Source organism: Orbaceae bacterium lpD04 (assembly GCA_036251935.1).
GTDB classification, from domain to species: domain Bacteria; phylum Pseudomonadota; class Gammaproteobacteria; order Enterobacterales; family Orbaceae; genus Orbus; species Orbus wheelerorum.
On the sequence record CP133967.1, the window covers coordinates 219,646 to 233,731 of the forward strand.

At 37.4% G+C, this 14,086-nt stretch carries 11 protein-coding genes; 6 read left to right on the forward strand and 5 right to left on the reverse strand.

Annotated features, from left to right (window positions below):
* Positions 1-199: 199 nt before the first annotated feature.
* From sohB to mpl, 5 genes are all read left to right on the forward strand, one after another.
* The gene (gene sohB / locus RHO14_00995; GenBank protein ID WVD71393.1) at positions 200-1,267 is read left to right on the forward strand and encodes a protease SohB; all 1,068 of its coding nucleotides are present in this window, start codon (positions 200-202) and stop codon (positions 1,265-1,267) included.
* Between the two features lie 30 nt (positions 1,268-1,297).
* Entirely contained in the window at positions 1,298-2,194 is an 897-nt protein-coding gene (gene xerD, locus RHO14_01000) for a site-specific tyrosine recombinase XerD (protein WVD71394.1), read from the forward strand.
* A gap of 36 nt (positions 2,195-2,230) precedes the next feature.
* On the forward strand, positions 2,231-2,938 hold the full coding sequence (gene dsbC, locus RHO14_01005; GenBank protein ID WVD71395.1) for a bifunctional protein-disulfide isomerase/oxidoreductase DsbC: 708 nt from the start codon (positions 2,231-2,233) through the stop codon (positions 2,936-2,938).
* A gap of 77 nt (positions 2,939-3,015) precedes the next feature.
* Positions 3,016-4,752, forward strand: a complete 1,737-nt coding sequence (gene recJ, locus RHO14_01010) for a single-stranded-DNA-specific exonuclease RecJ (protein WVD71396.1) — start codon at positions 3,016-3,018, stop codon at positions 4,750-4,752.
* Between the two features lie 64 nt (positions 4,753-4,816).
* Positions 4,817-6,181 (forward strand): UDP-N-acetylmuramate:L-alanyl-gamma-D-glutamyl-meso-diaminopimelate ligase, encoded by a 1,365-nt coding sequence (gene mpl / locus RHO14_01015; GenBank protein WVD71397.1) that lies wholly within the window; start codon positions 4,817-4,819, stop codon positions 6,179-6,181.
* A gap of 100 nt (positions 6,182-6,281) precedes the next feature.
* Here the strand turns inward: mpl and RHO14_01020 are convergent, their stop codons facing one another.
* Positions 6,282-7,472: a MalY/PatB family protein gene (locus RHO14_01020; GenBank protein WVD71398.1), complete on the reverse strand. Its 1,191-nt coding sequence runs from the start codon at positions 7,470-7,472 to the stop codon at positions 6,282-6,284.
* Positions 7,473-7,541: 69 nt separating this feature from the next.
* Positions 7,542-9,119, reverse strand: coding sequence for a maltose/glucose-specific PTS transporter subunit IIBC (malX, locus tag RHO14_01025; GenBank protein WVD71399.1), 1,578 nt, complete (start codon positions 9,117-9,119; stop codon positions 7,542-7,544).
* A 173-nt stretch (positions 9,120-9,292) separates the two neighbouring features.
* Here malX and malI point away from each other — a divergent pair, with 173 nt between their 5' ends.
* The gene (malI, locus tag RHO14_01030) at positions 9,293-10,291 is read left to right on the forward strand and encodes a Mal regulon transcriptional regulator MalI (GenBank protein ID WVD71400.1); all 999 of its coding nucleotides are present in this window, start codon (positions 9,293-9,295) and stop codon (positions 10,289-10,291) included.
* A gap of 87 nt (positions 10,292-10,378) precedes the next feature.
* On the opposite strand, the gene ettA is transcribed toward malI, so the two are convergent.
* From ettA to RHO14_01045, 3 genes are all read right to left on the reverse strand, one after another.
* On the reverse strand, positions 10,379-12,046 hold the full coding sequence (gene ettA / locus RHO14_01035) for an energy-dependent translational throttle protein EttA (protein ID WVD71401.1): 1,668 nt from the start codon (positions 12,044-12,046) through the stop codon (positions 10,379-10,381).
* A gap of 198 nt (positions 12,047-12,244) precedes the next feature.
* On the reverse strand, positions 12,245-12,763 hold the full coding sequence (locus tag RHO14_01040) for an elongation factor P hydroxylase (GenBank protein WVD71402.1): 519 nt from the start codon (positions 12,761-12,763) through the stop codon (positions 12,245-12,247).
* A gap of 78 nt (positions 12,764-12,841) precedes the next feature.
* Positions 12,842-14,026 carry an MFS transporter gene (locus tag RHO14_01045; protein WVD71403.1) on the reverse strand — a complete coding sequence of 395 codons (1,185 nt, stop codon included), beginning with the start codon at positions 14,024-14,026 and terminating at the stop codon, positions 12,842-12,844.
* Positions 14,027-14,086: the final 60 nt, after the last annotated feature.

Here is a 14,086-nt window from a genome sequence, read left to right on the forward strand (position 1 = left end):
CTACTTTGAATAAAGGCGAGATTCTAAAGATAGCATTTATCAATCTATTATTATGAATCTTCAGGGTTTTTATTGATTAGTATGATTAAAACTAGTAACACAAGGCTCAATTAGGTTAAGTAAAAAAATTGCTAAGAACATTACATTAATAGTAAATCTGTTATGATATGTTGCTATTGATTGTTAAGGATTAAGAATTATGGAATGGTTTTTTCAATATATTATTTTTTTAGCTGAAACAGTAACTGTTGTTTTAGCTATCGTTGTTGTTCTGCTTTTTATTATTGTTCAGCGTAAAAAATCTGCTCCACAAGGCGCACTTGAAATAAAAGATATCACTGTCGAATATCAAGATATTAAAGAGACAATGCAGTTAAGTATTATGGATGAAGCTGAGGCTAAACAATTCCATAAAACACAAAAGAAAATCAAAAAACAAGAGCAAAAGAAGGCTAAGCAAGCCCAAAAAAATAATGCCAGTAAAAAAGAGCAAGATACCGATATTGAAAATAAATCGCCCACTCAAAAGCCAATGTGTTATGTCTTGTCTTTTAATGGTAGCGTTGATGCTCATGAAGTTGAAGATTTAAGACAAGAAGTTACCGCGGTGCTCGCGGTTATCAAACCTGATGATAAAGTGCTATTAAAACTTGAAAGCCCTGGTGGCGTAGTACATGGTTATGGACTTGCTGCCTCACAATTGATGCGCTTTAAGCAGCGTAATATTCACCTAACTGCTATGGTTGATAAAGTTGCAGCAAGTGGCGGTTATATGATGGCATGCACGGCAAACCAAATTATTGCAGCGCCGTTTGCTATTGTTGGATCTATTGGTGTGGTTGCTCAAATTCCTAATTTCCACCGGTTATTAAAAAAGAATGAAATCGATGTCGAATTACAAACTGCTGGGCAATTTAAACGCACTTTAACGATGTTTGGTGAAAATACCGAAGAAGGTCGACAAAAATTCCAACAAGAACTTGAAGAAACGCATTTATTATTTAAAGATTTTGTTGCACAAAACCGACCTATACTTAATATTGATGACGTTGCAACTGGTGAACACTGGTTTGCGCTTCAAGCCCAAGAAAAAGGTTTAGTTGATGAAATTGGTACAAGTGATGATTATATTTTATCGCAGTTAGATAATTATAAAATTATTGCAGTTAAATATCAAAGGCGTAGAAAAATATCTGATCGCTTGGCTAAAAATGTCGTTAGTGGTGTTGAGAAATTATTTTTTAGAAATAGTCGCACTATTTATTAATTAGCCAACAAAACAAATATAAGTTTAATAATGTCACAAGATACGGTATTGCTAGATCAATTTTTAGATTCATTATGGTTAGAGCGAAATTTGGCGGATAATACCGTTCAGTCATATCGCTTAGATCTGCGCGCATTGATTAAAGCATTTGGCGATCTTAACGTGACATTTTTAACTGCCCAGACAATGCATTTACAAGATTTTTTATTACAACGAGTTGAGGAAGGCTATAAAGCAACGAGCTCAGCTCGTTTACTTAGTGCCATTAAGCGATTATTTCAATATTTATATCGTGAAAAATATCGTGAGGATGATCCTTCCGCAGCATTATCATCACCCAAATTACCTAAAAATCTACCAAAAGATTTAACCGAGTCTCAAGTTGAGGCGTTACTTAATTCGCCAGATACGCAAGATGGACTAGAGATCCGCGACAAAGCAATGCTAGAGCTTCTTTATGCAACTGGTTTGCGCGTTTCAGAGCTTGTTGGCTTGGAACTTAACGATATTAGTTTAACGCAAGGCGTTGTTCGAATTATTGGTAAAGGGAATAAAGAGCGCTTAGTTCCCTTAGGTGAAGAGGCTGTATACTGGCTTGAATATTACTTAAAGTATAGTCGTAACGATTTATTAAAAGAGGGGCCGAGTGATGTTTTGTTTCCTAGTCGGTTAGGTAACAAAATGACCCGGCAGACATTCTGGCATCGGATTAAATATTATGCGATACTAACTAATATAGATTCTGATACATTGTCGCCTCATGTTTTACGTCATGCTTTTGCGACCCATTTACTTAATCATGGCGCGGATTTGCGTGTTGTGCAAATGTTATTGGGTCATAGCAGTTTATCAACAACACAAATATATACTCACGTAGCAACGGAGCGGTTAAAACAGTTACATCGTAGACATCATCCAAGAGCGTGATTTTTTTTAATAGCAACAGATATAATAGGACGACCAATGAAAAAACTAACCTTTACCCTCGGCATTCTTAGTAGTTTATTAATCGGTTCAGCTTCTGCATCAGATGCTGATATTATGGCGACGTTACAAAAATTAGGTTATCCAAAAGATACTATCCAAATTAATACTACGCCAATGAGTTCAATGAAAAGGGCCACCACTCCAGATGGCGTTTTTTATATTACAAATGATGGTAAGTTCTTAACTCAAGGGCCAATTTACAATATGACAGGCGAAGCGCCAGAAAATATTGCCAATAGTGAGAATCTTAAACTGATTAATTCGATTGCAAAAGATGCGATTGTTTACCAAGCTAAAAACCAAAAATATGTGATCTCAGTATTTACTGATTATACTTGTGGTTATTGTAAAAAATTACATGAAGAGATCAATAGCTACCTTGATTTAGGTATTTCTGTGCATTATTTTGCATTTCCTAGACAAGGGTTAGATACGCAAGTGGCAAAGGACATGCAGTCAATTTGGAGTTCTAAGGATCGTAAGGCTGCGTTTGATAATGCCTATAAAGGCGGTAAAATTTCGCCAGCTACCAGCATGGTTCCTTATGTGCAAATGCAGTTTGATGCGGGTCGTAAAATTGGCCTTTCAGGAACGCCAGGCATTGTTTTACCAAACGGTCAATTGTTAGCCGGTTATGTTCCTGCCAGTGAGTTAATCAAAATACTTGATAAAACAGCTAAATAATCATTCAATTTTGCTAATTTATAGTAATAATGCTATACCAATGTATCGCATTATTACTATTAAAGATTAAGTGAGCTATGAGTAATACGGTAATAAAACGGCGAGTTCTACCTTCGCAAAAAGTTAAGCTATCTTCAATTTCTCATCCTTTATTAGAAAGGCTTTACCTTTCTCGCGGGATTGAATCTTGTGAGCAGTTAAATCATTCAACAAAAGCATTAATAAATTACGAGCAGTTATCGGGTATTGATCATGCGGTGGAAATACTTTATCAAGCTGCCGCTGCGGATAAAAATATTTTAATTGTTGGTGATTTTGATACTGATGGCGCAACTAGTACGGCATTAATTGTAACGGCATTAAGACAATTTGCGGTTAAAAATGTTGATTACCTTATTCCTGATCGCTTTGAAGATGGTTATGGTTTAAGCTTATCTGTTGTTAAAAAAGCCCAAGAAAAGCAGGCTGATTTAATTATTACCGTTGATAACGGGATCTCTGCTTTTGACGCGGTTGCGTTTGCGAAACAAAATAATATTCAAGTGATCATAACCGACCATCACCTTGCTCCAGTAGCCTTACCTGATGCTGATGCGATTATTAATCCTAATTTACCGAATTGCCCATTCCCATCTAAAAGCCTTGCCGGGGTTGGGGTAACATTTTATTTTATGCTGGCTTTTCGTGCTTTTTTACGTCAGCATCAATGGTTTGAAGCTCGGCATCTCAAAGAATATAATTTAGCCAATTTACTTGATCTTGTTGCGCTTGGCACTGTTGCTGATGTTGTTAACCTTGATCAAAATAACCGAGTTTTAGTACAACAAGGTTTAGCGCGCATCCGTTCTGGTTATTGCTGCGTTGGCATAAAAGCATTAGCAACTATCACTAAAAGAAATATACCGCGATTAACATCACAAGATTTGTCATATTATATTGCTCCACGGATCAACGCCGCGGGCCGAATGGAAAATATGTCATTGGGTGTTGAATTACTTTTGGCTAAGGATGAACAAAGTGCTTTTGCTGCTGCAGAGATTTTAGAAGATCTTAATCTAGCGAGAAAAACAGTTGAAAAAAATATGCAACAAGATGCGCTAGCATTTATTGAACAGTTAGAGAAAAATACTAGCGAAATCCCCAATAATTTTGTGATTTATCATCCTGATTTTCATCAAGGCGTGATTGGGGTCTTGTCTTCAAGAATTAAAGAACGATTTTATCGACCGGTTATTTCGTTTGCACTGGCTGATAATGGCTATTTAAAAGGATCGGGGCGCTCTATTAAAGGGATCCATTTACGTGATATATTAGAGCGAGTAAGTCTTCGTGATCCTGGTTTAATTGTGTGTTTTGGTGGGCATGCTATGGCCGCTGGCCTTACTATCACCGAAAAAAATCTACCTAAATTCAGTCAATATTTTACCGAGGAAGTCGCTCAACTTGTGAGTAATATTTGTTTAGACAATATTATTGAAACTGATGGTGAAATTGAAAATTGCTTTTTTAACCTTGATACAGCAAAACTATTAAAAGATAACGGTCCTTGGGGCGAATCATTTCCTGAGCCTGTATTTGATGGTGTTTTTTTAATTCATCAGCAAAAACTCGTGGTAGGTAAGCATTTAAAGCTCGTGATAGAGCCGCTTGATGGTGGGCCATTAATGAACTGTATTGCATTCAATGTTGACCTAGCATTATGGCCAGATCAGTCAGTTAGAAAAGTACAAATTGTTTATCAGCTAGAGATCGACGAATTTAGAGGCAATCAAAGTATTTCATTGCTAGCTCGGCATCTATGGCCTGTCGATTAATCATTAATATCCAAAATAACTTGAAATAAGTATAATATAATTGTAAACAGTAAAGGATAAAAAAATGCGCATTCATATTCTAGGTATTTGCGGTACATTTATGGCCGGTATTGCCCTAATTGCACGTTCTTTAGGCCATACAGTGACTGGCTCTGATAAAAATGTCTATCCACCAATGAGCACGTTGCTTGAAAAAGAAAATATTCAAGTTATTGAAGGCTATGATCCAAGTCAGCTTACAACGGCTCCTGATTTGGTTATCATTGGTAATGCCATGTCGCGAGGTAATCCTTGCGTAGAATATATTCTTAATAATAATATCCCTTATATTTCAGCCCCGCAGTGGTTGCATGATAATGTTCTTAAAGATCGTTGGGTTATTGCTGTTGCAGGTACTCATGGTAAGACAACAACCGCTGGGATGGTTAACTGGATATTAGAACAGTCTAACTATCAGCAAGGCTTTATAATTGGTGGCGTACCCGGCAATTTTGATATATCAGCTCGGCTTGGTGAAGGTAACTTTTTTGTTATTGAAGCCGATGAGTATGATTGCTCCTTTTTTGATAAACGTTCTAAATTTATGCATTATTGCCCAAAAACCTTGATTTTAAATAATTTAGAATATGATCATGCAGATATCTTTGATGATTTAAATGCCATACAAAAGCAGTTTCATCATTTAGTTAGGCTTGTACCAAGTAAAGGCTTAATTATTTCGCCTCAAGACGATATTAACCTCAAGCAAGTTTTAGCCAAAGGCTGCTGGAGTGAACAGATTAATACTGAATCAGCAACGGGTTGGGATGCTAAAAAAGTTTCTAATGACGCAAGCCATTTTACCGTTTACTTCAACAATGAGATTGTTGGAGAGGTTAAGTATTCACTGGTAGGTGAACATAATATGCATAATGCCTTAATGGCGATAGCCGCTGCTCGAAATGTCGGTATTACAGTTAAAGATGCGTGTAATGCATTAAGTTCTTTTCATAATGCTAAAAGGCGTTTAGAGCTTTATGCGCAAATTGATTCTATTGAGTTATATGATGATTTTGCTCACCATCCAACGGCAATTTTAGCGACACTTGAAGCATTAAGAAGTAAAGTTGGCTCAAATAAACGTATTTTAGCGGTGCTTGAGCCGCGCTCTAATACGATGAAATTGGGCGTGAGTAAGGATGAAATCGCACCTTCTTTAGGACGAGCTGACGAAGTATTTATTTACCAACCCGAGCATTTGCCATGGTTAGTTTCAGATGTGGTTGATGAATGTATCCAACCTGCTCATTGGTCAGGTGATCTTGATTTGCTTGTTGAAATGATTGTAAAAACGCTTAAGCCAAACGACGTTATTTTAGTGATGAGCAATGGCGGCTTTGGTGGTATACACCAAAAAATTATTGATAAATTAGCCAAAAATAACGACTAACAACGGGTAAGGTGCAATAGCTAGCCTCTTACAAGTCGTTAGTATTTACCGAGCCGTAAATTTAAAAGAATAAACGTATTGATAGGTTTATTCTTTTTTATTATCTAATCGCATGAACGGCATTAATGATAGCATTTACACCTTTTTCAACTTTACTGCGTGCACAGCCAACATTTAAGCGTAAAAACCCTTTTCCCTCTGCACCATAAGTCGTTCCAGGCATTATTGCAACTTTTTCATGGTGAATTAATTGATGTTGTAGTTTTGCATCATCAATATTCAAGGCTCTTAAATCAATCCAAGCTAAATAGGTTGATTGTGGGATCTCATAGTTTAATTGTGGAAATGCATCATTTAATTTTTCCGTGACAAAATTAAGATTATCTCGCAAATAATATTTTAGTGCGTTAAGCCAAGGCAAGCCTTGTTGATATGCTGCAATGGTCGCAACTAAAGATAATACGGCGGGTGAGGATAAGCCATCTTTCGATTTTAACTGTTGCAAATACAGCTCTTTCGTTTCAGGGCAGTTAATAAAACCGTATGCACCAGTTAGTGCTGGGATATTAAAACTTTTTGATGCTGACGATAGTTGCGCCCATTCATTGAGACCAAATCGGCTCCATGGTAAGTGTTTTCCTTGCCATATCATATCCATATGGATTTCATCACTAATTACTTTTACATGGTATTTTTTACATAATTGTGCCATATGGCTTAATTCTTGTTCAGTCCATACTTTACCAGTTGGATTATGTGGGCTACATAATAATAATATTTTTACTTCTTTTTTGGCTAATAGCGTTTCAAGGTAAGTCATATCACACTGCCAATGAGAGTCTGTTTTAATTAGTGGGCAGGCTTCAACGTTTCGATTATTGCCGATAATTACTTTATAAAAAGCATCGTAAGCGGGTGTATGAACCACAATACTTTCGTTTTCATTACTCCATAAATGAATAAGTTTAGCGACCATATAAATTACAGAAGGACCATAAACCGCCATATTGGTGTCAATATTCGTTACAAATTGTGATGAATACCAGTGTTCAAGAGCACTAAGGTATTGAGTATTATTCCAACGACTATAACCTAAAACACCATGGCTAATTCGCTGATTCAATGCTTGTTCAATACAAGGTGCGATTTTAAAATCCATATCAGAAATGGTGAATGGAATTAAGTCATTAACACCAAAACGATCTTGCACATAATCCCATTGGGTGCACCAAGTTCCTTTTCTATCGACTTGAGTATCAAAATCAAACAAATCAGAGTTGAAAGTTGACATTGTATTTGTTCCTCTATGTTCAATAACAGCCGTCATTAAATACGGCTGTTATCTGATGTAAATATCTATTTATAAGTACTGTTGTAATTCATCTTTAACTAACTGAACTTGTGGTCCAATGACAACTTGTAAATTATGCTCATTAAGGCGAACAACACCGATCGCTTTATTAGCTTTTAATAAACTATCATCAACAATACTAATATCTTCAACGGATAAACGCAGGCGAGTAATACAGTTATCTAAAGACACAATATTATCAGCGCCGCCAAGCGCTTTTAAGATAGCCACAACATTATAACCTGATTTACCTAAGGCAATATTGTTCGTTTCTTCGTTACTTTCTTGGCTTTCTATTTCACGGCCAGGGGTTTTGATATTAAAGCGTAATATAAAAAATCGAAACACTAAGAAGTAAACGACAAACCAAATAGCCGCCATAACTGGTACCCAATACCATTTCGTCGCTGTGCCATGTAAAATACCAAATACTACAAAGTCAATTAAGTTACCGTCAGTATTACCAATTGTCACCTCTAAAATAGACATGACCATAAAGCCAAGACCGGTTAAGAAAGCATGGATAACATATAATATTGGCGCAACAAATAAGAATAAGAATTCTAATGGCTCGGTGATCCCGCCAATTACACAAGCAACCACACCTGAAATAAGCAATCCTTTGATTTTATGACGATTTTCCGGCCTTGCACAATAGTACATTGCAAGCGCTGCGCCGGGCAAACCCCCTAAGAATGAGGGCATTTTACCTTGTGATAAAAAGCGTGTAGCACTTTCAGCAAAGCCAGTTGTTGTTGGGCATGACATTTGTGCTTGGAAAATAGTTAACGCGCCGCTCACTGTCTCATGACATACTTCCATGGTGCCACCTGCATCAGTAAAGCGGATAAGTGCTACTAATATATGATGTAAACCAAAAGGTAATAATAGGCGTTCGCCGGTACCAAAAATAAGTGGCCCAAATACGCCAGTACTGTTAATGATATAACCTAAACCACTAATTGCTGATGCAAAAAATGGCCAAACTAGCGGTACAATAAGCCCTAATATTCCGATAGTAACCGTTGTAATAATGGGGACAAAGCGGTTACCGCCAAAAAAGGCTAACGCATCAGGTAAGCGAATTGCTCTAAAGCGTTCATGTAAACAATAAACAATGATACCAACAAAAATCGCCCCTAAAATACCGGTATTAATCGATTCAATACCGAAAACAGATTGAATGTCATTTAAACGCAGTATGTCTGGGTCGGTAGTTGGTAAAATGCCTGAAATAGTTAGATAGAAGTTAATGCTTAAATTTAAGATGATATAACCAACAAAACCAGAAAAGGCTGCAACCCCTTTATCTTCTCTCGCAAGCCCTAATGGAATGGCAATAGCAAACATTGCAGGTAAAAAGCTAAAAGCAAAAGATCCCATTTTACTCATCCATGTGAAAATGGTAATGCAGATGTGATTATCTAGAAATGGTAATAATTCTCGAACATCTTGGCTAGCAAGTGAGCTACCTATTCCCATCATGATACCGCAAAATGATAGAAGAGCGACGGGGAGCATAAATGTTTTGCCTAGGCTTTGAAAGAATTCCCAGAACGTCACTTTTGTTGTTATTTTATTTGACATGATATTACCTAAAAGTTAATAAATTTCATGTTCAATTTACATCATGGTAAAACGTTTTACCATTAGCTAAATGAGGGGTTTGTCACAAAATGAGAAAATAAATTTATAGATAGGCAAGTTACTTTAAAATAGATACTATGATAATTATTAAAATATATTCAAATAAATTTGGTATGACACGAAAAACCACCATTAATGACGTTGCAAAATATGCTAATGTTTCTGTTACAACGGTCTCACTTGCTTTAAGTGGTAAGGGGCGTATATCTGACATAACGATACAAAAAATTAATGAAGCAATACAAGAGTTAGGCTATATTCGCAATAAAAGCGCGGCTAATTTACGCAGTGGTCAATCAGCGATAATTGGTGTTGTCGTCAAAGATATTCGTGATCCTTTCTATGCAAGTATTATTACCGGTATTAATGACGTTTTAACAGAGCAAGGTTATGTGATATTTTTGACTCAATCAGGCAATGAGCAAAAAACACTATTACAATGTGCTAATTCTTTAATCGAGCAAGGTGTATCGGGAATTATTTTATGTATTGGCGGGCAAATCACTGATGAAGTGAAAATAATGGCTGACAAACAAAATATTCCGCTGATTATTGCCGCTCAATCTAGCAATATTGATAATATAAAAGTGGTACGCTCAGATAACCGATTAGGCGCTAAACTTGCGACTGAGTATTTAATTAATAAGGGTCATCGGCAAATTAGTTATCTTGGTGGTCGAATGGATTCTTTAACAAGAGCAGAGCGCTTAGCCGGATTTGCTGATGCATTATTTAAACATGGTTTAAAATTTAAGGCTGAGTGGACCATCAGCCATGAGCACCCGGAGGTACTCGCTGATTTTGAGCAGTTACTTAAACAGCATCCTAATATCTCGGCATTTTTATGTCACGACTCTTCAACAACATTATCTTTGATGCTAACGGTATCTAAATTAGGCCGAGCGTTGGGTAAAGGTCGTATGATAAGTTATTTTGAACCGCAAATTGAAGTGTTTAGTTTTGGTACACAAGCTGAGATCTATATCGCCAAAAAATTGATAAATTATATTGATAATCAGCCTATTGAGATTGGTCGGCAGGCCGCAGCTATTTTGTTACAAAATATCCCCGTTCTTGACCCTGTGATTATTAAGCCTGAGCTTATTACTTAAACGATATAAATAAGGCCGATAATTCGGCCTTATGGTTTTTTCGATAGAATGATATCTTACAACAATATTTTAACGAAATGAGTGATTTTATTTCGTGATACGTTTGTATTTAGCGCGTTTAGGCTCTAATGCTTCAGCGCCAAGCGTTCGTTTTTTCCACTCTTCGTATTCCGTAAAGTTACCTTCAAAGAACTCAACATGCCCTTCATCTTGGTAATCAATAATATGCGTTGCAATGCGATCTAAGAACCAACGGTCATGGGAAATCACGAGTGCACAGCCAGGAAATTCCAATATGGCATTTTCAAGCGCCCGTAGCGTTTCAACATCTAAATCATTGGTCGGTTCATCGAGTAGCAGTACATTACCGCCTACTTGTAGTAGTTTTGCTAAATGAACTCGGCCACGTTCTCCGCCTGATAATTCACCAACGCGTTTTTGCTGATCTACGCCTTTAAAGTTAAAGCGCCCAACATAAGCACGACTTGGGATCTCAAAGTTACCAATACGCATAATATCTTGGCCATGTGAAATTTCATCCCATACCGTTTTTTTATCATCCATACTATCACGGAACTGATCAACCGATGCAAGCTGTACGGTTTCACCAAGTGTAATGCTACCTGAATCTGGTTGCTCTTGACCTGATAACATTCTAAATAGTGTTGATTTACCAGCACCATTTGGTCCGATAATTCCAACAATTGCGCCTTTAGGAATACGCAGTGAAAGATCATCGATTAAGACTCTATCACCATAGGATTTGGTCAAATTATCAATCTCAATAACTTTATCACCCAGCCTTTGTCCAGTTGGAATAAAGAGTTCATTGGTTTCGTTACGTTTTTGATAGTCACTACTATTAAGTTCATCAAAACGAGCAAGGCGAGCCTTACTTTTCGCTTGGCGCCCTTTAGGATTTTGACGTACCCACTCAAGTTCTTTTTCGATCGATTTACGGCGCACTGACTCTGTCGATGCTTCTTGTGCTAAGCGCTGATCTTTTTGTTCAAGCCATGATGAGTAGTTACCTTCCCATGGAATACCTTCACCGCGGTCAAGCTCTAAAATCCAGCCCGCAACGTTATCTAAGAAGTAACGGTCATGGGTTACCGCAACAACGGTGCCTTCATAATCATGTAAGAAGCGCTCAAGCCAAGCAACAGATTCTGCATCTAAATGGTTGGTTGGTTCGTCAAGAAGTAACATATCGGGTTTTTCAAGTAATAAACGACATAATGCCACGCGGCGACGTTCACCACCCGATAAGACACCAATTTTAGTATCCCAGTCAGGTAAACGTAGTGCGTCAGCTGCGCGCTCTAATTGAATATTAATATTATGAGCATCGTGGGTTTGAATAATTGCTTCAAGTTCTGCTTGTTCTTTCGCTAATTTATCAAAGTCGGCATCAGGATCAGCATAAGCTGCATAGACTTCATCAAGGCGAGTCAAAGCATGTTTTGCTTCACCAACGGCTTCTTCAACGGCTTCACGTACGGTTTGATCTGGGTTTAATTTTGGCTCCTGTGGTAGATAACCAATTTTTAGCCCTGCTTGTGGCTGAGCTTCACCTTCTATTTCAGTATCAAGCCCTGCCATAATTTTTAATAGCGTTGATTTACCCGAACCATTTAAACCGAGTACGCCAATTTTCGCGCCGTGGAAAAAACTTAAAGAGATATTTTTAAGAATATAACGCTTAGGCGGGACAATTTTCCCTACTCTATGCATGGTAAAAACATATTGTGCCATTATTGTTTCCATTAAATAAAATGACGATTGATTGCATATATTGTAATGAATAAATTAGTTCGGTCTATAGTTGCTGCGAATTTATTATGATCTTTATTTAAAATAGAGCGAAATCGTCAATTGCTTACTAACTGAGTGATTAAAATCGTTAGCTAGTGAATTGACGTACTGATATTTAATATATGCTTTTAGTTTCTATTACTGTTGGGTAGAAATTGCGATATCAGCTAAAGCAGTTAACGCTTTTTTTGCTGTTGGTGGCGGCGTTAATCGCATCTCTTCATACGTTTGATTAAGGCGGCTTAAAAAATCTTCGGAAGCAGGTCTACCTGAAAAATCATCTAAACTAGGGATAAATGTAATACCGACTATCTCGCACATTAATTTCTCAAGTCCTTGTGGCCTTGCTTCTACTTGTTCAAAAAGTAGTTGCTCATCTGCCGTTCTACCACAAGGGTAATACCAGTAACCAAAATCATCAAGCTGCCTACGTTTTTCACCCGATAAACAATAGTGACAAAGTTCATGTAATAAGCTTCTTGGGTAGTTACTTCTAAAATAGAGAATTGCCTTAGCATCACCTTTTGGTGCTTCATAAAAAGGTTCTTCTGCTCCGCCTTTTATGATTAAATCTGGAAATACATTAGAGAGTCGTTGTATCAACGAACGGCATAACTCATCATCATTTAAAGTATTTTTCATAGTGATTAAATTCATTTTTAAACCTTAGTTAACAGCCAGATTATATTCTGGAATAAAGCGCTGTCAAGCTTAGCGATTAAGCATCATGATAGGCTACTTGGGATGATTTGTTTTTAAATAAAAAATCCAAATCAGTATGCCTAGCGCAGCTAAAGAACTACCCGCAATAACTACCGCTAACCAGCCATAATGTGCGAAAAGATAAGTCGAGCTAAATGAGCCAAGCATACCACCAGTAAAATAGCTTAGCATATAGCCTGCGTTCATTCGCGTCCTAATTTCAGCTTGTCCTTGATAAATCGCATTCAAGCAAGAAACGTGGGTAACTTGTACGGCAAAATCAATTAAAATTACGCCAATGACTAATGCAATGATCGATAACTGTGCAAGGGAAAGTGGTACCCAAGATAACAATAATAATATTAAGCCAATCGACGTTACTAGCACGCCTTTACCTTTATCAGACAGTTTACCGACAATTGGTGAGCCCATTGCTCCAGCAGCGCCGGCTAAGCCAAATAAACCAATAATCATATCGGTAAAGTGATAAGGCTCGCTACTTAATAAAAAGGCTAATGGCGTCCAGAGTAAGGAAAATAGCGCAAATGCAATGCCGCCAATTAAGGCACGAATGCGTAATACCCGCTCTTGATAAAATAGGCCAAAAATGGAGAAAATGAGCTTCCAGTAATTAATGGTACTTTTATTTGAATAGCGAGGCAATGCGCAACATAGCAGTAGCGTTGTAAAGCACATGATCCCTGCCGCCGCCCAATAAACCATGCGCCAATCTACCATTGTTGATATGGCACCAGCAAAAGTTCGACCTAATAAAATCCCAAGTAGCATGCCGCTCATTAAAATCCCAACAACTTTACCCCGTTGATTTGGCTGTGCCAACGTTGCCGAAAAAGGAATAAGAACTTGTGCAACGGCTGAAAATATCCCAGCTATCGCTGTGCCAATAATTAGCATGAGTTGAGAATAAGCTAATGCGCTAATAATTAGCCCTGATGTGGTTAATAGCATCAAAATAATAATTAATTTTTTCCGCTCAATTTTATCCCCTAATGGCGCGACAAATAATAAACCTAAGGCATAACTAAATTGTGCGGTAGTCACAATAATGCCGGAGTTATCCATCGAAATATGTAGATCTTGGGTGATTGAGTATAAAAGTGGCTGTGCGTAATAGTTACTAGCGACAGAAATACCAACAGCCATTGCCATTAAAATAGTTAGCGATACTGATAAGAGTGATGTTTGTTGTGAGTTCATATTATTAATATAATGTAGACGATTAAGCTATGGCATTATAATACGCTATGGCGCAGGTGC

What these genes read in the sequence shown, in the direction of transcription:
- sohB (WVD71393.1), top strand. Translation starts at nt 200, where the DNA reads ATGGAATGGTTTTTTCAATATATTATTTTTTTAGCTGAAACAGTAACT.
- xerD (WVD71394.1), top strand. Translation starts at nt 1,298, where the DNA reads ATGTCACAAGATACGGTATTGCTAGATCAATTTTTAGATTCATTATGG.
- dsbC (WVD71395.1), top strand. Translation starts at nt 2,231, where the DNA reads ATGAAAAAACTAACCTTTACCCTCGGCATTCTTAGTAGTTTATTAATC.
- recJ (WVD71396.1), top strand. Translation starts at nt 3,016, where the DNA reads ATGAGTAATACGGTAATAAAACGGCGAGTTCTACCTTCGCAAAAAGTT.
- mpl (WVD71397.1), top strand. Translation starts at nt 4,817, where the DNA reads ATGCGCATTCATATTCTAGGTATTTGCGGTACATTTATGGCCGGTATT.
- RHO14_01020 (WVD71398.1), bottom strand. Translation starts at nt 7,472, where the DNA reads ATGTCAACTTTCAACTCTGATTTGTTTGATTTTGATACTCAAGTCGAT.
- malX (WVD71399.1), bottom strand. Translation starts at nt 9,119, where the DNA reads ATGTCAAATAAAATAACAACAAAAGTGACGTTCTGGGAATTCTTTCAA.
- malI (WVD71400.1), top strand. Translation starts at nt 9,293, where the DNA reads ATGACACGAAAAACCACCATTAATGACGTTGCAAAATATGCTAATGTT.
- ettA (WVD71401.1), bottom strand. Translation starts at nt 12,046, where the DNA reads ATGGCACAATATGTTTTTACCATGCATAGAGTAGGGAAAATTGTCCCG.
- RHO14_01040 (WVD71402.1), bottom strand. Translation starts at nt 12,763, where the DNA reads ATGAATTTAATCACTATGAAAAATACTTTAAATGATGATGAGTTATGC.
- RHO14_01045 (WVD71403.1), bottom strand. Translation starts at nt 14,026, where the DNA reads ATGAACTCACAACAAACATCACTCTTATCAGTATCGCTAACTATTTTA.